This window comes from Aestuariivita sp., from assembly GCF_021404545.1.
Taxonomy (GTDB): Bacteria; Pseudomonadota; Alphaproteobacteria; order Rhodobacterales; family Rhodobacteraceae; genus Aestuariivita.
The window spans coordinates 157,677-177,184 of the sequence record NZ_JAAWWD010000033.1 but is presented as its reverse complement, the minus strand read 5'-3'; the positions used below and the strand labels follow the sequence as shown (position 1 = coordinate 177,184).

The following is a 19,508-nucleotide window of genomic DNA, read 5'->3' as shown; positions in this document are numbered from 1 at the left end:
ATGCATCCAGCCCCTTCTGTCATTCTGTTTACCACCCTTTCGGGGCTGGGATTCGGCCTGCTGTTCTTTCTGGGGCTCGGCTATCCCGGATCAACCGGTTGGGTCGCGTTCGTCTTTTTCGCGCTTGCCTATCTGTTGGCGGTGGGCGGGCTGATGGCCTCCACCTTTCACCTCGGCCATCCTGAACGGGCACTCAAGGCGTTCACGCAATGGCGCTCAAGCTGGCTTTCGCGGGAGGCATGGTGCGCTGTGGGCGCGCTGGTGGTGATGGGCCTTGTCGGGCTGGGCCGGGTGTTTTTTGATACCCACTGGATGGCCCTAGGTATGATCGGCGCGGTGTTGAGCGTTGCGACCGTGCTCACCACCTCGATGATCTATACCCAACTCAAGACCGTGCCGCGCTGGAACACGCCGATCACACCTATGCTGTTCCTGAGTTATTCCGCAGCAGGCGGTGCGCTCCTGGCGGGGCAGATCGACTGGGCCCGCATCCTGCTCTGCATCGTCGCCGCCCTGCAACTGGCCTGGTGGATCGCGGGCGAGCGGGCGCTGGAGCGCTCGGGCACATCGCTGGCCACCGCCACGGGGCTGGGGCCCATCGGTACGCCACGCGCGTTCGAGCCGCCGCATACCGGCTCAAATTACCTCACGCGTGAGATGGTCTTTGTGGTGGCGCGCAGCCACGCCAAGCTTCTGCGGCTGGTTGCGGTGCTCTTCGCCTTTGCGATCCCGTTGGTGATCCTGACGATGACGTTCAACCATACGCTGGCCGGTGTCGCCGTCATCAGCCATATCGCGGGCGTCCTGATCTCGCGCTGGCTCTTTTTTGCCGAGGCCGAACATGTCGTCGGCCTTTATTATGGCCAGCGCTGATCGCGCATACCGTCAGCCTCGGAACCAAAAAACCGCGCTCCAAACGGGGCGCGGTTCCAAAATCTCAGAGCCGGCTCGCTTACATAAGACCGGCGTGCCGCAACCCTGCATCAATCGCGATCTTGGTCTCGTCCGAGACCCCGACGAGCGGCAGCCGCACCTCGTCCGAACACAGATCCAGCCGCGACATCGCGTATTTGACGCCCACCAGACCCGGCTCCAGGAAGATCGCCTTGTGCAGCGGCATCAGCCGATCCTGGATTTCCAGTGCGGTGGCATAGTCCCCCGCCAGACAGGCCTTTTGCATCTGGCTGAGGAGCCGTGGAGCCACATTCGCGGTGACCGAGATACAGCCGATCCCGCCTTGTGCGTTGAACCCGTGCGCCGTCGCATCCTCGCCCGAGATCTGGAGGAAATCGGTGCCGCAGGTGATCCGCGTCTCGCTGACCCGCGCCAGATCGCCTGTCGCGTCCTTGACCCCGACGATCCGGGGCAGCTTGGCCAGTTCGCCCATCGTGGCGGGCGTCATGTCAATCACTGACCGGCCCGGAATGTTGTAAATAACGATCGGAATTTCGGCGCAATCATGAAGCGCTGTGTAATGCGCGATCAGCCCGCGTTGGGTCGGCTTGTTGTAGTATGGAGTGACCACCAGCGCCCCATCCGCGCCGACTGCCGCGGCGTGCTTGACGAAGCGGATCGCCTCCAGCGTGTTGTTGGACCCGGCCCCAGCAATCACCGGCACCCGGCCGGCCGCGGCCTTGACAACCTCTTCGACAACCGTCTCGTGTTCGGCATGGCTCAGCGTCGGGCTTTCGCCGGTCGTGCCCACCGGCACCAACCCGTGCGAGCCTTCGCCGATATGCCATTCGACAAGTTTCTTCAGCGTCTCCAGATCCAGTTCGCCGCCCTGGAACGGCGTGACGAGTGCTGGCATCGAGCCTTTAAACATGACCACGCTCCTTTTTCTGGTCTGGGGCGGGCAAATGCCCGCCGGTGCTGAATCCCGTCCCGGGATTGTGAGTTGATTGCGTCCCGGCACAGTTTATCGTGTCAGGCTCTATCCCCGGTTGCCGCAAAAAAAGCAAGTCATGACCCGCATTGTCTTTCTGTTCGTTCTAGGTCTTGTCCTGGCTGTGACTCACCCGGCAGCGGCGCGCGACCTGGCATCCGCGTTCGACGCAATGGAGCGGGGAGAATGGCAAACCGCCCTTTCAGATGCCGCCCGCGACGGCGAAGTGGCGCGCGACATCGTCGAATGGCACCGGCTGCGCGCCGGGCGCGGTGAGTTCGCCGAGGTCACGTCGTTCCTGGATCGCCGTGCGGATTGGCCCGGTCTGCCCTGGCTGGTGCGCCGGAACGAAGAGACCTTTGCCGATGAGCCAGCCACACGGCTGGTCGCGTTCTTCGATACCCGCCCGCCGCAGACAGCGCTGGGTGTCTATGAATATGCCGATGCGCTCGAAGAGTTGGGCCGCGATGGGGAAGCCCAAGCCGCCCTTGTGATCGCCTGGCGCACCCTGCCGATGCCGCAATCGGTCCAGGATCTGTATCTCGAACGCTATGGCGCGCTTTTGCGCGATCACCACACCGCGCGCCTCGACCAGATGATCTGGCAACGCGATCTGGCCAGCGCCCGCCGCGCGATCCCGCTGGTCGGGGATGGCTGGCAAAAGCTCGCGCGGGCGCGGCTGGCGCTTTACGATCAGGCCGACGGTGTCGATGCTCTGATCGAAGCAGTGCCAGATTCCTTGCGCGACCATCCAGGTCTGGCATTCGAGAGGTTCGTCTGGCGCGACCGCAAGGGGCGCGATGCCTCGGCGATTGATCTCCTGCTTGAGCGCTCAACTGGTGCCGAGGCGCTGGGTCAGCCTGATGAGTGGGGTCCACGCCGCCGTAACCTGGCAAGGGCCGAGATGCGGGCGGGCAATGTCGTGCGCGCCTATCAGATCGCCTCGACCCATTACATGACGGGTGGTTCATCCTTTGCCGATCTGGAATGGCTGGCGGGTTATCTCGCGCTGAAATATCTTCAGGATCCGGATCTGGCGCTTGCCCATTTTGAGCGGTTTGACGAGGCGGTCTTCACGCCCATCTCACAGGGGCGCGCCGGTTACTGGATCGGGCGCGCGCATGAGGCGCGCGGCGATACCACAGCCGCACAGGCCGCCTATGCCGAGGGGGCCCGGCATCAGACCTCCTTTTACGGATTGCTGGCAGCGGAGCGTGGCGGCCTACCGTTTGACGGGCGTCTTGCCGCCTCCGGGCCCGCGCCCGCCCTGGGCGATGCCGCCTTTGCCCAAAGCTCGGTCTTTGAGGCAGGCGTGATGCTACTGGCGGCAGGAGAACTTGATCTGGCCGAACGCTTCTTCACCCATCTCGCCGAAACCGTGGAGGACGCGGAGGCGGACCGGTTGGGGGCAGCCATGGTGACACTGAACCAGCCGCATCTTGCGGTGATGGTCGGCAAGCGGCTGGCGCGCCGGACGATAGTGGTCCCGCGCGCCTATTACCCGCTGCACCCGATGATCGGGGATGACCTGCCCATGCATCCAGAAATGACCCTTGCCATTGCGCGGCGCGAAAGTGAATTCGACCCTAAGGTTATCTCGGGTGTTGGCGCACGCGGGTTGATGCAGGTGATGCCCGGCACCGGTGCCGACGTCGCGCGCGATCTGGGCCTGAGCGCCGAGCATAGCACCGAGCGGATGCTGAGCGACTGGGAATACAATGCCGTTCTGGGCGCCACATACCTTGCCGGGCTGGCCGATACCTTTGACGGCAATGTGATCATGATGTCGGCAGGCTATAACGCCGGGCGCAGCCGTCCCATCCGCTGGATGGAGGAGCGTGGCGATCCGCGCCGGGGGGCCATGGATATCGTAGACTGGATTGAACACATCCCGTTCAACGAAACCCGCAATTACGTCATGCGCGTCGCCGAGAGTCTGCCTGTCTATCGCGCGCGGTTGGGCAAGGAACCACTGCCGGTGCCCTTCACCGAGGAACTGATCGGCTCGACCCTGAGCTGGCCGGGGAACTAGGGCATGTCGCCTTTGACGTGAGGCCGCGCGCATCACCTTTCGCTTTGAAATCATTGGAGTTCAAGACCGTGAAATGCGATGAAAGCTCCAAGTCGGGATGCCTCATGCCCGGCTGGACCGGCGCTCCCTCCATAGGGTAAAGAGACCAGCGGCCACGATCAGGGCCGCACCGAACGCGACATTGGCGCGGATCGCTTCTCCAAAGACTGCCACGCCAAGGGCCGAGGCAAAGACCAGCTGGAAATAGGCGAATGGCTGCACAGCACTCGCCTCGGCGACCTCATAGCATTTGATCAGCAACCAATGCCCCAGCGCGCCGGTCACGCAGAGCGCAGCCATCCAGCCCCAATCGGGCGTCGTCATCGGCTCCCAAAACCATACCCCGGTGGCGGTCATCACCACCGCCCCCACCGTGCCGGTCCAGAAAAAGGAGGTTGCCGCCGTGTCCCCTCGGGCCGCAAAGCGGGTCAACAACCCATAAAGCGCGAACATCAGCGCTGCGGCCAAGGGGATCAGCGCGGCAGGATCGAAAACGCCTGCGCCGGGTTGCAGGATGAACATCACGCCGACAAAGCCAACCCCGATCGCAGCCCACCTTCGCCAACCGACGCTCTCCCCCAGAATGGGGCCGGAGAGGGCAGCAATCAGCAAGGGGTAACAGGCAAAGACCGCGTGGCTTTCGACCAGACCCAAAACGGTGAAGGCTGCAATCATCACGCAGATCTCCACCGCCAGTAACACGCCCCGAAAGGCTTGCAAGACCGGCTGATCGGTCCGCGCTGCGGCCCGAACGCCGCCGGCCTTGCGCGCAGCCACGCTGATGACAAAGGCTGCAAAGAACCAATAGCGGATCATCACCACCATCAGCACATTGTAGGTCTCCGCCAAATGGCGCGAGATCGCGTCCTGCACGGAAAACACCACCGTCACCGCCAGCATCAAGAGAATGCCCTGCCGCGTGTTGTTACCCGCACTCATGCCAGCCGCCCGACGCTCATATGGCGTTTGCGGCCAAAGCCGGAGCGCCGCTCCATCGCGAACCCCGCAGCCTCCAGCCCACGCCGCACAAAGCCCGCGGCGGTGTAAGTGGCGACAGTCCCGCCCGGTCCGGTGTGGCGGGCGATCTCGACCATCAGGCTGTCTTCCCACAGTTCGGGGTTCTTGGCGGGGGAGAAACCATCCAGATACCAGGCATCCGCACGGCCCACCCAGTCCGGCAGGCACGTGCGGGCGTCCCCGACAATGACCTCAAGCACCAGCGACCCCAGATCGAACACCCCTCCGTCGGGATGCCAAACCTCCAGAAAACGCATCGCAAAGGGAGAGAGCGCCGGAAACGCCTTCAAGGCATGCGCCATGTCCTCCCGGGTCATCGGGAACGCCTCGAATGAGGTAAAGCGGAGCGCGCCTTCGGTGCCGTTTTCTTCCCACGCTTTCCAGGTTGCAAGAAGGTTCAGCCCGGTGCCGAACCCCAGTTCGGCGACGTGAAACCCAGGGCGAAATCGCTGGGGCAATTCGTTGCCTGCCAGAAAGACATGCTCGGTCTCAGCCAGCCCGTCATCGAGCGAGAAATACGGATCGTCGAACCGCATCGAGACAGGCACGCCGCCATCCCGCCACTCCAATTCCGCCCGCTGGCCCTGCATCGCAAATGTCCCTAAAAGGCGATAAACAGCGCGACACTGACGAAAGGCATCTGCTTTGGCAATGGCTGATCTGACCATCCGTGGTGCGGGAATTTTTGGCCTCTCCATCGCCTGGATCTGCGCCCGGCGCGGTGCGCGCGTGCAGGTTATCGACCCCCATGGCGCGGGCACAGGGGCCAGCGGTGGACTGGTCGGGGCGCTTGCGCCCCATGTGCCGGAAAACTGGAACGCCAAAAAGGCGTTTCAGCTGGACAGCCTGCTCGCCGCCCAGGGATTTTGGGCCGAGGTCGAGGCCGCAGGAGGTGTACCGTCCGGCTATGGCCGCACCGGCCGACTACAACCGATTGCCGACGATCATGCCCTGTCCCTGGCCCAAGCCCGCGCGGCGACCGCTCGCGACCTTTGGCAGGGCCATGCCATCTGGCGGGTGATCCCGGAAGCGGAGGCCGGCCCCTGGGCGCCGGTCAGTCCGACTGGAGAACTGATCCATGATACGCTGAGCGCGCGAATGCACCCCCGCCGCGCCTGTAGCGCCTTGGTGGCGGCCCTGTGGGCCAAGAACGTGCATGTGGTGCCCAAGGCCAAGGATCAGGGCGCCGTCATCTGGGCCACGGGCGTCACTGGCCTTGACGAGTTGAGCATCGGGCGACCCCGTCCCGTCGGTATCGGAGTGAAAGGCCAGGCCGCCCTGCTTGCGCCGTCCAAACCGCTGCCGGTGAATGCACCACAGCTCTTTGCCGATGCACTCCACATCATTCCGCATGCCGATGGTACAGTTGCCATCGGCTCCACCTCGGAAAACAGCTATGATGACCCGTTCAACACAGATGCCCAGCTGGATGCCGTGATCACCCGCGCGCGCGCGCAGGTTCCCGCATTGGCGGACGCGCGTGTTACAGATCGGTGGGCGGGCCTGCGCCCCCGCGCCCGGTCCCGCGCGCCGATGCTGGGCGGCTGGCCCGACCGGCCCGGGCACTATATCGCCAATGGCGGGTTCAAGATCGGCTATGGCGTGGCGCCGGGTGTTGCCCGCGTGATGGCCGATCTGGTGCTGGACGGTCAGGACAGCATCCCGGATGACTTTCGGGTGGAAGCATCGCTATGACCCCCGGGGGCGTCCAGGCCCACCTCAGAACTCAGCGCGCGATCTCGGCCCGCAGCCCATTCATCAACTCTTGCAGCGTCTTGGTGTAAATCTCGCTCGTCAGGCGGCCCTCTGCATCGAACTCGTTGCTGGACGAGGCCAGGTGCATCTCTGGTCCCTGGAGGATGCGCGGCCGGAAGGGCACCATAAACCCGCGTAGAACCAGTTGCGCGCGCTCGCCACCCGCGCGACCCGCCGCCGCAGACATCACTGCGACCGGCTTGCCCGCCCAGGGGTTGCCCCCGGTCCGGCTGACCCAATCGAGCGCGTTCTTCAAAACGCCGGAGGGGCCTTTGTTGTATTCCGGTGTCGAGATCACCACCGCATCGGCCGCCGCGATCTGATCGGCCAGTGTCTGCACCGCCGCTGGAATGCCGTTCGCCGCCTCTGCATCGCCATCATAAAGCGGCAGGTTGAGATCCGCCTCGACAAAATCGGTCGGATCGAAAAGGCGCGCGGCCTCCCGGATCAGCTTTCGATTGGTGGCCTCGGCCCGCAAAGACCCGGAGATACCCAACAGGGAAAAGTCGTTCATGTTCGCTCCAAACAATCAGGTTTGAAGCCTAGCTAGCTCGAAGCCCGGCCAGGGCCAAGGGCAGACCGCGCACAGGCCCCGTGCGCGGTCTGCAAGTTTCTGATCAGGCGTTTGGAAGGATCACGATCTCGACCCGACGGTTCTGGGCCCGCCCTTGGGGGTTGAGGTTGGAGGCAACCGGCTGAGATTCCCCACGCCCCACAGTGCGGATCCGGGAAAACGGCACGCCTGCGTCCAACAGAACATCCGCAACCGCATTCGCACGACGTTCCGACAGCCTCTGGTTGAAGTCCGCGTCACCGGTATTGTCGGTATGCCCGATGATCTGAATGGTGCTGTCGGGATAGGCCTGAAGATTGCCCGCCACTGCCTGAAGATCGCGGCGCAGATCGGGGCGCACGGTAAAACTCTCAGTGGCAAAGAGGATGTCCTGCGGCAAGGTCACGATAAGCCGGTCGCCGGTATTGGTGATCTGGACCTGGTCATTGCCCAGGCTCTGGCGCAGATCGGCCTCCTGCCGGTCCAGAGTGTTGCCGATCAGCCCGCCAGCCACAGCCCCGGCCACGGCGCCACCCAACGTCGCTTCGGTGTCACCGCCGATGATCTGGCCCAGCGCCGCTCCGACGCCGGCACCCAGCAAAACGCCCTGGTCGCGGTTGCGATTGGGATTGTTTGGATCGTTCAACTGCCCCGGATCGGTACAGGCGGTCAGACCCAGCAACGCCGCCGCAGCGACCAGAACGGGAGTTTTTACACGTGTCATTTTTACTGCTTTCTAGGTAAGGCATCTGCTGCGATGCCGGTCTCAGATGATGTCTGCAATCTGCGTACTCTACCGGTGTTATGCAATATCAGGGGAATTCTCAGCAGGTTTTCGCCTTTTCAGTGTCTCGCGGCCCACCCTGCGGCGCCTTGCACCTGTTGTTCCTGGAACCCGCCGACATGCCGCTGCGCGAGGCGTATCCGCGCACCGCAACCCGCCGGGCGAGGGGGGCGATGGGGCATGAACGGCCTTGCCATCCGCCAAAAACCCGTAGACCTTGCGTTAAAGACCATGGTCGTCCCGTCTGATCGACCCATCTCTCAGCCGTTGGCGAAGTGGATCCGCCCCGGCGACGGCATGGCCAACAAAAGGAGCAGATTGCCACGATCGGCATCTGACACAAACTGCCCATGCGACTGTCATGGGACTGTTACGGCGGGTTTTTAGACCGCGCCTGATTGTCTTGCAGAAAAGAGGTTTCTTACATGCGCCCCCTGAGCCTTCCCCTAACCGCTCTTGTCCTGATATCCACGGCTTTACCGGTCGCGGCCCAAACCAGTATGCGGATCGGTCTGCAACAAGAGCCGACCGTGCTGGACCCCACCTCGGATGCGACCGCGGCGATCGACGTGATGTTGACGCAGAACGTCTATGAATCGCTGACAACCGTCGATGAAAGCGGCGCGGTGATGCCGCAACTGGCCGAGAGCTGGACCATTTCCGAAGACGGGCTGACCTATACATTTTCACTGGTTCAGGGCGTGACCTTCCACGACGGCAGCGCGTTCGATGCCCAGGACGTGGTCTTCAGCTTTGATCGGGCCCGGGCCGAGGGTTCGGTCAATCCGACCTCCGGCATCTGGGCCCCGATCGAGAGCGTGTCCGCTCCTGGCCCCTATACCATCGAGATCACGCTGAGCGAGCCAGACGCGTTTTTCCTCTTTAACCTCGCGCAAGGCGATGCGTCGATTGTGGCCCCTGAAACGGTCGACACCAACATCACAGACCCGGTGGGCACCGGACCGTTCCAGTTCGACAGCTGGACGCGCGGCGACCGGTTGACGCTGACCGCGTTTGACGGCCACCGCGATGCGGCGGATGTGGGGCTCGAACGGGTCGAGTTCCGCTTTATCTCCGACCCCGCCGCGGCCACCGCGGCCCTTTTGGCCGAAGAGCTGGATGCCTTTCCCGGCTTTCCCGCCCCCGAGCTGATCGATCAGTTTGAGGCCGATCCTCGGTTTGATGTGGTTCTCGGCTCCACCGAGGGCGAGGTGATCCTGGCACTGAACAACTCCAAACCGCCCTTTGACCAGCTTGAGGTGCGCCGTGCTGTGAGCCACGCGATTGATCGGGGCGAGATCATCGACGGCGCGATGTACGGGCGCGCCACGCCCATCGGCAGCTTTTATCCGCCCCACGGTCCGGCCTATGTCGATCTGACCTCTGCCTATCCGCACGACACCGCCCGCGCGACCGAGATGTTTGCCCAGGCCGGTCTCGCCGAGGCCGAGATCACGCTGCGCCTGCCGCCCTTCCCCTATGCCACCCGGTCGGGTGAAATCATCCAGGCCCAGATGGCCGAAGCGGGCATCAATGTGGCCATCGAGAATGTGGAATGGGGGTTTTGGATCGACGAGGTCTTTCGCAAGAAAAACTATGACATGACCATCATCGCCCATACCTCGCCCAACGATCTGGCGAACTTCGCGCGCGGACCCGAGTATTTCTATGGCTTCCAGTCGGATGCCTATGACGCGCTCTGGCAGCAGATCCGCACCGAGGCCGATCCAGAGGTGCGCAATACGCTTTTACAGGATGCGCAGCGCTATGTCACCGAGAACGCGGTGCATGGGTTCCTGTTCCAGCTTCCCCGTCTGAGCATCAATAAGGCCGGGATCACAGGGTTCTGGAACAGCTCGCCGGTTCTCTTTCAGCCGCTGGCAGGCGTTCGGTTCGAGTAGGTCACCATGACCCTCAAGATCTGGCGCGCGCCCTTCGGGGCGCGCTGCATTTTGCCATGACAGGATACCTGTTACGCCGCACGCTTGGCCTCTTTGGTACGCTGTTTGTGGTGTCGCTTATTGTTTTTCTGACGATGAATGTCCTGCCCGGCGACCCGGCAACGGCGATCCTGGGCATCGACGCCAGCGAGGAGGCGCGCGCGACACTGCGGGCCGAGCTGGGCCTCGACCGGCCGGTCTGGCAACGCTATGGCGATTGGGTGCTGGGTGTGGTTCAGGGCGATTTCGGCACCAGCTATTTCTTTCGTGTTCCGGTATCGGAATTGATTGTCGAGCGTGTCCCGCTGACCCTGTCGCTGGCGCTGATGGGGATGATGGCCACGGTGATCTTGGGCATCACTTTGGGCATTCTGGCCGCCTCCAACCAGGGCAAGCCGGGCGATTGGGCGATCATGCTGATGAGCCAGGTGGGCATCGCGGTGCCCGCGTTTTGGCTGTCGATCCTGCTGGTGCTTTTCTTTGCTGTGCATCTGCGTTGGCTGCCGCCGGGCGGGTTTCCCGGATGGGACGAGCCGTGGCTGGCCTTTCGGTCGCTGATCCTGCCCGCGACGGCGCTGACGCTTGTGCAATCGGCGGTGCTGGCGCGGGTCACACGGTCCTCCGCGCTCGAAGTGATGCGCCTGGATTTCGTGCGGACCGCGCGGGCCAAGGGGCTGAGCCGTGGCCGTGTGTTGCGCAATCATATCCTGCCCAACGCGCTGATCCCCGTGGTGACGATCATTGGCTTGCAGGTGGCCGGCGTGGTCACCGGCACGATCGTGATCGAGAATGTCTTTTACCTGCCGGGATTGGGCAGGCTGGTTTTTCAATCCATTGCCAACCGAGATCTGTTTACCGTGCAGGCGCTGGTCGTTCTGTTCGCGGCCATTGTGGTGATCGCCAACTTCATTGTCGATATCGTCTATGTGATGATCGATCCGCGCCTTCAGGACCGGCTGAAATGAGGCGTGCAGCGGTCAATCTGTGGATCGGGGCGACGCTGGTGGGGCTCTTGACGATCATAGCGCTCTTGTCGCTGGTCTGGACGCCGCATGACCACACGCTGCTGAGTATCTCCAACCGATTCCAGGACCCGTCCGTCACGCACCCGTTGGGCACCGATCAGCTTGGCCGCGATGTGGTGAGCCTGTTGATGACCGCCTCGATCAATTCACTGACCGTGGCCTTTGCGGCGGTGGGCATCGGCGGACTGATCGGCACCGGGATGGGCCTTGTCGCTTCGGCGCGCGGCGGCTGGACCGAGGCCGCCCTGATGCGGATCTGCGATCTGGGCTTTGCCTTCCCCGCGATCCTTTTCGCGATCATGCTGGCAGCGGCCTTCGGCCCGTCGCTGGGCAATGCGATCCTGGCGATTGCATTTATCAACATCCCGATCTTTGCCCGTGTCACGCGCGGGGCGGCCAATCAGATCTGGGCGCGGGAGTTCGTGATGGCCGCGCGCGCGACCGGGCGCAGTGGTTGGGGCATCACCTGGCAACACATCCTGCCAAATATCGCACCGATCCTGATCGTGCAGGCCACCATCGAATTTGCGGTGGCCATTCTTGCCGAAGCCGCGCTGTCCTATCTGGGTCTGGGCGCGCAGCCCCCCATGCCGTCCTGGGGCCGCATGCTGAGCGAGGCGCAGACACTGATGTATATCGCCCCGGAACTGGCGATCTATCCCGGCTTGTGCATCGTGCTTGCGGTGCTGGGGTTTGGCCTTTTGGGTGACGGGCTGCGCGATCTGACCGACCCTCGCCTGGTCCGTAGTCGCAAATGACCATACCTCTCAGCTATCCAGCCCATACCGCAAACGAGAGAGTCCACAGATGACCCGTTTTCTGCACATCACCGATCTGCATCTCACCGCGCCCGAGACCCAAGATCCCGGCCAGCAAACCGATACAGCCGCCGCACTGGATCAAGTGATCGTCCATGCCCAGCAACTGGAACCGCGCCCGGACTTCATCATCGCCTCTGGGGATCTGACCAATATCGGAGACGCGGCGAGCTATGCGCTGCTGGCCAAAAAGATGGGCCAGCTCGACATGCCGGTTATCTACGCGCTGGGCAATCATGACTCGCGGGCAGGCTTTCACACAGCCTTTCCTGGATATGCCGGAGCGCCGGATGGGCCGCTGGATCATGACATTGTGGTCGCCGGACAGCACGTAATCGTTCTGGACACCTCCCTTCCCGGGTTGGTGAGCGGCGGGTTCGAGGACGGTCAGCTCGATTTTCTGGCCATGGCTCTTGAGCGGCACTCCGATCTGCCAAAGATCCTGGTGATCCATCACCCACCCGCAACAGGGCCAGAGTCGCAGCACAGCTGGGCGCAGATCAATCCCGCCGACAGCGTGCTCCTGGCTGAGGCAGTCGAGAACTACCAGATCGGTATGATCTTTTGCGGCCATATCCACCTCAACCGGGTCAGCCAGTGGCACGGGGTTCCAGTCATCTCGGCCATTGGGTTGCAATCGACGGTCAGCCCGGATCGGTCGGGTGGGCTGCATATTACCGAAGGCACGGCAATTGGGGTCTGCGATATCCGCCCGACCGGGATCGATGTGGTGTTTGTGCCGCTGACCCAAGGCCAGACGATCAAGGTCATTGGGCCGGATCTGCTCAAGGGGCTTCGGTAAGGCGCCAGTCGGCCCATTTGGCGCCAACACTGCGCGGCAACTCGCCTGCGTCGCTCTGACACCGCCTAAGATCGCCGCGCAGGATAGGATTTGTGCAACATAAACATACATCGTGAGGAGTGATGGGCCAACGAACGCTTTGGCGCTCTGGCCGTAATACGGCTGTCATGTTGACCTAGTAGCGGCTTGCACAAACAACCGAGTGATGGACTTTCATGAAAGATATGACCGTGGGGGCGTTGCAAGACAGCCCGAGCAGTGAGAATGGATCCGAACCCAGCGACCGCGTGCTGCGCCAGCATCTCGCGCAACTGACACGGGGCACATCGCCGGTCTCGATGATCAGCATGATGCAGGATTGGGCCCTGCACCTGGCCTGCGCGCCCGACAAGCAAATGGCCCTGGTCAAACAGGCGCATGCGAACTGGGCCAGTTGGCTGAGCTTTGTGGCCAATGGGTGCCCACCCGAGCCTGACGCGCAACCCATTGCTCCGCAACGGCGCGACCGCCGGTTTGTGCATGAGAGCTGGTCCAAGCCGCCCTATGCGGCGATGGCACAAGCCTTTCTTCTGGCCGAAGATTTCGTCGATCAGGCAACCTCGAACGTGCCCGGCCTCAGCCCCGCGCATGATCGGTCGATGACATTTGTGATGCGGCAAATCATGGATATGATGGCGCCGTCCAACTTTCCTCTGACCAACCCCGAAGTGACCGGTCGCACGATTGAGGAACACGGCGCGAACCTGATGCGCGGGGGCGCCAGGTTCCTGCGCGACATGCACCACGCCGCTGAGGGAGAGGTGCCGCAATCCAATCACCATGTTGGCCAGGACGTGGCCACCACCCCGGGTAAGGTCGTCTTGCGCACCCATCTGATGGAACTGATCCAGTACGAGCCCGCAACCCCTTCGGTTCATCCCGAGCCGATCCTGATCGTGCCTGCGTGGATCATGAAGTACTACATCCTCGATCTGAGCGCGCATAACTCCATGGTCCGGTACCTGACCGAACAGGGGTTCACGGTCTTCATGATCTCCTGGCGCAACCCGGATGCCGAGGACAAATCCCTTGGAATGGCCGACTACCTGGACCAGGGGCCGATGGCCGCGCTGGAACATATCACCGCCGCCACAGCGGCGCCAAAGGTCCACACGGTCGGCTATTGCCTGGGCGGTACGCTTTTGTCGATTGCCGCCGCCGCCATGGCCCGGGATGGCGATGACAGGCTGGCCAGCATGACCTTGCTCGCCGCACAGACCGATTTCAGCGAGCCCGGAGAGCTGTCGCTTTTCATCAACGAAAGCAAGGTGTCCATCCTTGAAGACGTGATGGCAGCCCAAGGCTATCTGGAGGCCAACCAGATGACGAGCGCGTTCCAGATGATGCGCTCAAACGATCTGATGGCCTGGAACGCCGACAGCACGCGGATGCCGGCACGGATGCATTCCGAATACCTGCGGCACATGTTTCTCAAAAACGATCTGGCGGCGGGGCGTTATGAGGTGGCAGGGCACACCATATCCTTGCGCGATATAAGGGTGCCCGTCTTCGGCGTAGGCACCGAGACCGATCACATCGCGCCATGGGCATCGGTGTTCAAGGTGCACAACCTGACCCGGGCCGATGTGACATTCGTGCTGACCAATGGCGGTCACAACGCGGGTGTGGTGTCCGAACCAGGGCACAAACGGCGGCATTTTCAGATCCACACCACCCGGGATGAAGATGTGACACTCTCGCCGCAGGATTGGCGCGATGTCGCCCAGCATGAAGACGGAAGCTGGTGGCCCGCCTGGGCCGCGTGGCTCTGGGCCTTGTCAGGTAAACCGGTCGAACCGCCCCAGATCGCACGGCCGCTTGCGGACGCTCCGGGAACTTATGTGAGAATGGAATAGAGATGCTGCCCAGCACCGATTTTCTGGCGGGCAAGTGCGGGTTGGTCGTGGGCGTGGCCAACCGGCATTCTATCGCGGCCGACTGTGCGCGCGCGTTTCATGCCGCAGGCGCCGATATTGCCCTGACCTATCAGTCCGAAACGGCCAAAGACTTTGTCCGGCCCGTCGCCGATGCGGTCGCGCCCGATCTTTTCCTGCCGCTCGATATGCGCGATCCGCAACAACTCGATGCGGTATTCGACGCGATCACTGCCCGGTGGGGCCGACTGGATTTCGTACTGCACTCGATCGCCTATTGCCCCCGCGAGGATCTGCATGGCCGTGTCGTGGATTGTTCGCAGGAAGGGTTCGGGACAGCCATGGATATCTCTGTCCATTCCCTGATCCGGCTGGCGAAACGTGCCGAACCGCTCATGACCAATGGCGGCACGATCCTGACGGTCTCGTATCAGGGGGCCGAACGGGTGGTGGATCACTACAACATCATGGGGCCCGTCAAAGCCGCGCTTGAGGCTGTGGCGCGGTATCTCTCGGTTGAGCTTGGGCCCAAGAACATCCGCGTCAACGCCCTGTCGCCCGGACCGCTTGAAACACGCGCGGCCTCCGGCATCGCGCATTTCGACGAGTTGATCGACGAGGCCAAGCGGCACGCACCGCTCCATCGGCTGACCACCATTGACGAAGTCGGTGCGATGGCCGCCTGTCTGGTGTCGGATTTCGCACGCTCAGTCAGCGGCAACACCGCCTATATCGACGGAGGACACCATGTTGTCTGAGCCCGCACCCAGCATGGGATTTATCGAGAATCGCCCCTTTGGTGAAATCGAGATCGGCGAGACGGCTGAGTTGGTCCGCACGCTCAGCGCACAGGATATCGACGCCTTTGCGGTGGTGTCGGGGGATGTGAACCCCGCCCATGTCGATGCGGCGTTCGCCCAGGACGACGTCTTTCACAAGGTGATTGCACATGGTATGTGGGGCGGCGCGCTGATCTCGACCGTGTTGGGCACGCAGCTGCCGGGGCCGGGCACGATCTATCTCGATCAGTCTTTGAAGTTCCTCAAACCCGTTGGCGTGGGCGATACCGTGACCGTGCGGGTGACCGTAACGGACAAGGATACCAGCAAGAAACGCGTGACCCTGGATTGCAAATGCACCAATGGCGACGGTCGCCCCGTCATCACCGGTCAGGCCATCGTGATTGCCCCGGATCGGAAAATCCGCAGACCGCGGGTCACGATGCCCGATCTGGTGATGCACCAGCGCGGGGCTGTCTATGACCGGCTTCTGGCCCAGGCCGATGCTCTACCGCCTCTGCCCACAGCCGTTGTCCATCCCTGCGATGAACCGTCGCTGCGCGCCGCACTCGAAACGCGCGACCTCGGTCTGATTATCCCGCTTCTGGTTGGGCCAGAAGCGCGGATCAGATCCGTGGCCGAGGCCGAAGGGCTTGACCTGTCAGATGTGCAAATCTTTGACACACCCCACAGTCATGCCTCTGCCGAGACGGCCGTGACACTGGTCCATAATGGGCAAGCCCGCGCCTTGATGAAAGGTGCCTTGCACACCGATGAGGTGATGTCTGCGGTTGTCGCGAAACAGGGTGGCCTGCGCACCGAACGCAGGATGAGCCACATCTATGTGATGGATGTGCCCACTTATACCAAGCCGCTGCTGATTACCGATGCCGCGATCAACATCGCGCCGGATCTTCAGACCAAGGCCGATATCATCCAGAACGCCATTGATCTGGCCCGCGCCATTGGAATCGACACACCCAAAGTGGCGCTTTTGTCCGCGGTCGAGACGATCACGCCGCGTCTGCAATCCACGGTCGAGGCCGGCGCGCTGTGCAAAATGGCGGATCGCGGTCAGATCACCGGCGCCATTCTTGATGGGCCGCTAGCGTTCGATAACGCGATCTCGATGCGGGCGGTGGCGACCAAGGGCATCACCTCCGAGGTCGCAGGCCAAGCCGATATCCTGGTGGCACCGGATCTGGAATCAGGCAATATGATCGCCAAGCAGCTGATGTATCTGGCGGGTGCCGAGGCCGCCGGGGTCGTACTGGGCGCTCAGGTCCCGATCATGCTGACCAGCCGTGCGGACGAGAACCGGACCCGTATTGCCTCGACCGCGATTGCGGCCCTGTTTGGCGAGGCCATTCTCTAACGATCTGCCATCGACCCGTCGTCGACGGGCATAACGGACGCAAGGCGGGCTCACTTTCTCCAGTGGAATGGAACGATGATCAGCGCCCCGATCGAGGACACGAGGGCGTTCAATCCGGGGCTGGAGAAGCCGAACCCAAACATCAGGCGCACGAAGAAGAAGAGAAACGCGCCTCCGATGCAGATAATGATGGATTGCAGGATGCCGTTATGCGTCCATCGGGTCTTTTCCGAGGCATAGCCAACGATACCGGCGATCACCACAGTGCCCATCAGCGTCAAGAACATCGCGTGCCCCTCAAAGTTTTGTACCACGTGGCACCGGATGGCCACGCAGAAAAGTTTCAGTATCCTGAGCCGCCTTGCCCGGCCGTTGCAGGCGCAGCAGGCGCACCGCACCCTGGCCACAGGCGACAGTCAGCGTATCATCCAGAACCGTGCCAGGCGGGCCCTCCCCCTGAACGACCCTGCTCGCCAAGAGCTTGAGCCGCGCACCGTCCTGTTCGGTCCAGGCGCCCGGAAAGGGCGAGAGCCCACGAATATGCCGGTCAACCCGATCAGCGGCCTGTGTCCAGTCGACGCGCGCCTCGGCCTTGTCGATCTTGTGGGCATAGCTCACGCCCACGTCGGACTGCGGCTGCGCCACCAGATGCTCTAGTTGCGCGAGTGTATCCACGATCAGACGCGCGCCCATGGCCGACAGCCGGTCATGAAGCTGATCCGTTGTCTCTTCCGGGGTGATCGGTGTCGCTTCGCGCATCAGGACGGGGCCGGTATCCAACCCCTCCTCCATCTGCATGATCGAAATGCCGGTTTCCGTGTCGCCTGCCATGATCGCGCGATGAATTGGCGCGGCCCCACGCCAGCGCGGCAAGAGGCTGGCATGAATGTTCAGGCATCCCTGCTTCGGTGCGTCCAGAACGGCGCGGGGCAGGATCAGGCCATAGGCCACGACCACAGCCACATCCGCGCCCAGCGCCGCAAACTCCGCCTGCGGCGTGGCGCCTTTCAACGAAACCGGGTGGCGCACCGTCAGACCGAGATCCAAGGCGCGCGCATGCACAGGCGTCGGGCGTTCTTTCTTGCCCCGTCCCGCGGGCCGGGGCGGTTGGCAATAAACGCAGACCACGTCATGGCCGGCCGTGACCAAGGCCTCCAGTGCCGGAACCGAGAAGTCCGGCGTCCCCATGAAAATCACCTTCACGTGCGCACCTTGCGAGCGCGGCGCAGCAGCATGTCGCGTTTCACTGTCGACAGATGGTCGAAATACATCTTCCCGTTCAGATGGTCGATCTGATGCTGTACGCTCGTGGCCTCAAGATCGGCAAAATCTCGACGGTTGATCATCCCGTTTTCGTCAAGATAGCGCACCGTCACAAGGCGCGGTCGCTTGAGCGTGGCCGACACGCCCGGCAGGTTCGGCGACGCCTCTTCATGGGTGCGCATTTCAGAGACAGCATCCAGAATCTCAGGATTTGCCAGGCGGACCGCGCGCCCTCGCGTGTCCGATCCATCGACAACCGCCAGACGCAACATCACTCCGATCTGCGGCGCGGCCAGGCCAACGCCCGGCATCGCCTCCATCGTGTCGATCATGTCCTGCCAGATCTCGCGAATCTCACCGGTGATCATCTCAACGGGTGCGGCGGCGGTGCGCAGCCGTTTGTCGGGCCAGGGCAGACAGGCGCGCACCGTCATGCGGAATACGCCTCTTCGGCGCGGGCGCGATCCTCGGGCGAGAGGCGATCCAGCGTGACGATGCCATTCAGATGATCAAGCTCATGCTGCACGCAGGCGGCCGCAAAACCGGTAAGTACCTGACTGACACGCGCGCCGTCCAGCGAGGTCCAGACGAAATGCACACGGTCGGGCCGCGCCACCCGCGTGGTCACACCGGGGATGGACAGGCACCCCTCGTCGGTTTCCACCAGCGTGCTGCTCGCGTCCAGAATTTCGGGGTTGAGAAAGACCTGCGGATCCGGCTGCCCGTCCTTCCAGGTGAAATCAGTGACAAACAGCCGGTTCATCACCCCGACCTGCGGCGCGGCCAATCCCCGCCCCGGCGCGTCATACATCGTTTCCAGCATATCCTCGGCCTGCTGCCGGATCGCGGATGTGACTTGTCCCACGGGTGTGCACATCTCGCTCAACCGCGGATCGGGCCAGGTAACGATGGGCAAGATACTCATGCCCGCGCCCGCTCGCGCTTGAGTTTTTGCATCTTGCGCGTGATCATCTGGCGTTTCAGCGGTTTGAGATAGTCGATAAAGAGCTTGCCATCCAGATGGTCGATCTCATGCTGTACGCAAGTGGCCCAAAGCCCGTCAAACACCTCCTGACAGGCGTTACCGTCACGGTCGATCCAGGCGACCTCCACTGCCCGTGGGCGGGTGACATCAGCGAACTGATCGGGGATCGACAGGCAGCCTTCCTCATAGACATTCGTGTCGTCTGACACGGCGATAACCTCGGGGTTGAACATCACCAGCGGGCGCGGCGTGCCCTCGTCCGCCTTAATGCAATCCAGAACGATCAGGCGGCTCAGCTCCCCCACCTGCGGGGCGGCCAGACCGATGCCGGGGGCGGCATACATCGTCTCAAGCATGTCATCGGCCAGCGCGCGCAGCATGTCGGACAGATCGCTCACCGGCGCGCACAGCTTTTTCAGCCTTGGATCGGGGTGGATCAGAATATCACGTTTCATCTGCCACGATTTAGGTCATCACCCCGCGCATCGCAACGCCTCTTGCGTTCAGCCGCGCGCGCGTTAGCTTGGCGCGTCAAACCAAGAC

At 62.7% G+C, this 19,508-nt stretch carries 20 protein-coding genes; 10 read left to right on the top strand and 10 right to left on the bottom strand.

The window, feature by feature from the left end; all coding sequences use genetic code 11:
- The gene (locus HEP69_RS10175) at positions 1-873 is read left to right on the top strand and encodes a DmsC/YnfH family molybdoenzyme membrane anchor subunit (protein ID WP_290558403.1); all 873 of its coding nucleotides are present in this window, start codon (positions 1-3) and stop codon (positions 871-873) included.
- A gap of 79 nt (positions 874-952) precedes the next feature.
- Here the strand turns inward: HEP69_RS10175 and dapA are convergent, their stop codons facing one another.
- Positions 953-1,825, bottom strand: coding sequence for a 4-hydroxy-tetrahydrodipicolinate synthase (gene dapA, locus HEP69_RS10170; RefSeq protein WP_290558402.1), 873 nt, complete (start codon positions 1,823-1,825; stop codon positions 953-955).
- Between the two features lie 139 nt (positions 1,826-1,964).
- Between dapA and HEP69_RS10165 the strand changes: the two genes are divergently transcribed.
- Entirely contained in the window at positions 1,965-3,917 is a 1,953-nt protein-coding gene (locus HEP69_RS10165; protein WP_290558401.1) for a lytic transglycosylase domain-containing protein, read from the top strand.
- A 102-nt stretch (positions 3,918-4,019) separates the two neighbouring features.
- Here the strand turns inward: HEP69_RS10165 and HEP69_RS10160 are convergent, their stop codons facing one another.
- On the bottom strand, positions 4,020-4,895 hold the full coding sequence (locus tag HEP69_RS10160; protein WP_290558400.1) for a DMT family transporter: 876 nt from the start codon (positions 4,893-4,895) through the stop codon (positions 4,020-4,022).
- Complete coding sequence (gene mnmD / locus HEP69_RS10155; RefSeq protein ID WP_290558399.1) at positions 4,892-5,563, bottom strand: tRNA (5-methylaminomethyl-2-thiouridine)(34)-methyltransferase MnmD; 672 nt, start codon at positions 5,561-5,563, stop codon at positions 4,892-4,894. The genes HEP69_RS10160 and mnmD overlap by 4 nt, the downstream gene beginning before the upstream one ends.
- Before the next feature lie 55 nt (positions 5,564-5,618).
- On the opposite strand from mnmD, the gene HEP69_RS10150 reads away from it, so the two are divergent.
- On the top strand, positions 5,619-6,668 hold the full coding sequence (locus HEP69_RS10150; RefSeq protein ID WP_290558398.1) for an FAD-binding oxidoreductase: 1,050 nt from the start codon (positions 5,619-5,621) through the stop codon (positions 6,666-6,668).
- 31 nt (positions 6,669-6,699) lie between these two features.
- On the opposite strand, the gene HEP69_RS10145 is transcribed toward HEP69_RS10150, so the two are convergent.
- Complete coding sequence (locus HEP69_RS10145) at positions 6,700-7,242, bottom strand: NAD(P)H-dependent oxidoreductase (protein WP_290558397.1); 543 nt, start codon at positions 7,240-7,242, stop codon at positions 6,700-6,702.
- A 103-nt stretch (positions 7,243-7,345) separates the two neighbouring features.
- Entirely contained in the window at positions 7,346-8,005 is a 660-nt protein-coding gene (locus tag HEP69_RS10140; RefSeq protein ID WP_290558396.1) for an OmpA family protein, read from the bottom strand.
- Between the two features lie 485 nt (positions 8,006-8,490).
- On the opposite strand from HEP69_RS10140, the gene HEP69_RS10135 reads away from it, so the two are divergent.
- The 7 genes from HEP69_RS10135 to HEP69_RS10105 all read left to right on the top strand — a co-directional run bounded on the left by HEP69_RS10135 (position 8,491) and on the right by HEP69_RS10105 (position 16,717).
- Positions 8,491-9,966 carry an ABC transporter substrate-binding protein gene (locus HEP69_RS10135; protein WP_290558395.1) on the top strand — a complete coding sequence of 492 codons (1,476 nt, stop codon included), beginning with the start codon at positions 8,491-8,493 and terminating at the stop codon, positions 9,964-9,966.
- A 56-nt stretch (positions 9,967-10,022) separates the two neighbouring features.
- Positions 10,023-10,970 (top strand): ABC transporter permease, encoded by a 948-nt coding sequence (locus tag HEP69_RS10130; protein WP_290558394.1) that lies wholly within the window; start codon positions 10,023-10,025, stop codon positions 10,968-10,970.
- Complete coding sequence (locus HEP69_RS10125) at positions 10,967-11,788, top strand: ABC transporter permease (protein ID WP_290558393.1); 822 nt, start codon at positions 10,967-10,969, stop codon at positions 11,786-11,788. Before HEP69_RS10130 ends, HEP69_RS10125 begins: the two co-directional genes overlap by 4 nt.
- 49 nt (positions 11,789-11,837) lie before the next feature.
- Complete coding sequence (locus HEP69_RS10120; protein WP_290558392.1) at positions 11,838-12,650, top strand: metallophosphoesterase; 813 nt, start codon at positions 11,838-11,840, stop codon at positions 12,648-12,650.
- Positions 12,651-12,865: 215 nt separating this feature from the next.
- Positions 12,866-14,545 carry an alpha/beta fold hydrolase gene (locus tag HEP69_RS10115; RefSeq protein WP_290558391.1) on the top strand — a complete coding sequence of 560 codons (1,680 nt, stop codon included), beginning with the start codon at positions 12,866-12,868 and terminating at the stop codon, positions 14,543-14,545.
- A gap of 2 nt (positions 14,546-14,547) precedes the next feature.
- Positions 14,548-15,321, top strand: coding sequence for an enoyl-ACP reductase FabI (gene fabI, locus HEP69_RS10110; RefSeq protein ID WP_290558390.1), 774 nt, complete (start codon positions 14,548-14,550; stop codon positions 15,319-15,321).
- Positions 15,311-16,717 (top strand): bifunctional enoyl-CoA hydratase/phosphate acetyltransferase, encoded by a 1,407-nt coding sequence (locus HEP69_RS10105; protein ID WP_290558389.1) that lies wholly within the window; start codon positions 15,311-15,313, stop codon positions 16,715-16,717. Before fabI ends, HEP69_RS10105 begins: the two co-directional genes overlap by 11 nt.
- Before the next feature lie 50 nt (positions 16,718-16,767).
- On the opposite strand, the gene HEP69_RS10100 is transcribed toward HEP69_RS10105, so the two are convergent.
- Genes HEP69_RS10100 through def (HEP69_RS10080) form a run of 5 tightly spaced genes read right to left on the bottom strand, consistent with a single transcriptional unit; the run spans position 16,768 to position 19,420 of the window.
- Positions 16,768-17,004 carry a hypothetical protein gene (locus HEP69_RS10100; protein ID WP_290558388.1) on the bottom strand — a complete coding sequence of 79 codons (237 nt, stop codon included), beginning with the start codon at positions 17,002-17,004 and terminating at the stop codon, positions 16,768-16,770.
- A 10-nt stretch (positions 17,005-17,014) separates the two neighbouring features.
- Complete coding sequence (gene fmt / locus HEP69_RS10095) at positions 17,015-17,920, bottom strand: methionyl-tRNA formyltransferase (protein ID WP_290558387.1); 906 nt, start codon at positions 17,918-17,920, stop codon at positions 17,015-17,017.
- On the bottom strand, positions 17,917-18,414 hold the full coding sequence (gene def / locus HEP69_RS10090) for a peptide deformylase (protein WP_290558386.1): 498 nt from the start codon (positions 18,412-18,414) through the stop codon (positions 17,917-17,919). The genes fmt and def (HEP69_RS10090) overlap by 4 nt, the downstream gene beginning before the upstream one ends.
- Positions 18,411-18,905 carry a peptide deformylase gene (gene def / locus HEP69_RS10085; protein WP_290558385.1) on the bottom strand — a complete coding sequence of 165 codons (495 nt, stop codon included), beginning with the start codon at positions 18,903-18,905 and terminating at the stop codon, positions 18,411-18,413. The genes def (HEP69_RS10090) and def (HEP69_RS10085) overlap by 4 nt, the downstream gene beginning before the upstream one ends.
- Positions 18,902-19,420: a peptide deformylase gene (def, locus tag HEP69_RS10080; protein ID WP_290558384.1), complete on the bottom strand. Its 519-nt coding sequence runs from the start codon at positions 19,418-19,420 to the stop codon at positions 18,902-18,904. Before def (HEP69_RS10080) ends, def (HEP69_RS10085) begins: the two co-directional genes overlap by 4 nt.
- Between the last annotated feature and the right edge of the window lie 88 nt (positions 19,421-19,508).

Excerpts from the sequence above, each read along its gene's own strand:
- HEP69_RS10175 (WP_290558403.1), top strand. The coding sequence starts at position 1 with ATGCATCCAGCCCCTTCTGTCATTCTGTTTACCACCCTTTCGGGGCTG.
- dapA (WP_290558402.1), bottom strand. The coding sequence starts at position 1,825 with ATGTTTAAAGGCTCGATGCCAGCACTCGTCACGCCGTTCCAGGGCGGC.
- HEP69_RS10165 (WP_290558401.1), top strand. The coding sequence starts at position 1,965 with ATGACCCGCATTGTCTTTCTGTTCGTTCTAGGTCTTGTCCTGGCTGTG.
- HEP69_RS10160 (WP_290558400.1), bottom strand. The coding sequence starts at position 4,895 with ATGAGTGCGGGTAACAACACGCGGCAGGGCATTCTCTTGATGCTGGCG.
- mnmD (WP_290558399.1), bottom strand. The coding sequence starts at position 5,563 with ATGCAGGGCCAGCGGGCGGAATTGGAGTGGCGGGATGGCGGCGTGCCT.
- HEP69_RS10145 (WP_290558397.1), bottom strand. The coding sequence starts at position 7,242 with ATGAACGACTTTTCCCTGTTGGGTATCTCCGGGTCTTTGCGGGCCGAG.
- HEP69_RS10140 (WP_290558396.1), bottom strand. The coding sequence starts at position 8,005 with ATGACACGTGTAAAAACTCCCGTTCTGGTCGCTGCGGCGGCGTTGCTG.
- HEP69_RS10135 (WP_290558395.1), top strand. The coding sequence starts at position 8,491 with ATGCGCCCCCTGAGCCTTCCCCTAACCGCTCTTGTCCTGATATCCACG.
- HEP69_RS10130 (WP_290558394.1), top strand. The coding sequence starts at position 10,023 with ATGACAGGATACCTGTTACGCCGCACGCTTGGCCTCTTTGGTACGCTG.
- HEP69_RS10125 (WP_290558393.1), top strand. The coding sequence starts at position 10,967 with ATGAGGCGTGCAGCGGTCAATCTGTGGATCGGGGCGACGCTGGTGGGG.
- HEP69_RS10120 (WP_290558392.1), top strand. The coding sequence starts at position 11,838 with ATGACCCGTTTTCTGCACATCACCGATCTGCATCTCACCGCGCCCGAG.
- HEP69_RS10115 (WP_290558391.1), top strand. The coding sequence starts at position 12,866 with ATGAAAGATATGACCGTGGGGGCGTTGCAAGACAGCCCGAGCAGTGAG.
- fabI (WP_290558390.1), top strand. The coding sequence starts at position 14,548 with ATGCTGCCCAGCACCGATTTTCTGGCGGGCAAGTGCGGGTTGGTCGTG.
- HEP69_RS10105 (WP_290558389.1), top strand. The coding sequence starts at position 15,311 with ATGTTGTCTGAGCCCGCACCCAGCATGGGATTTATCGAGAATCGCCCC.
- HEP69_RS10100 (WP_290558388.1), bottom strand. The coding sequence starts at position 17,004 with ATGTTCTTGACGCTGATGGGCACTGTGGTGATCGCCGGTATCGTTGGC.
- def (WP_290558386.1), bottom strand. The coding sequence starts at position 18,414 with ATGACGGTGCGCGCCTGTCTGCCCTGGCCCGACAAACGGCTGCGCACC.
- def (WP_290558385.1), bottom strand. The coding sequence starts at position 18,905 with ATGAGTATCTTGCCCATCGTTACCTGGCCCGATCCGCGGTTGAGCGAG.
- def (WP_290558384.1), bottom strand. The coding sequence starts at position 19,420 with ATGAAACGTGATATTCTGATCCACCCCGATCCAAGGCTGAAAAAGCTG.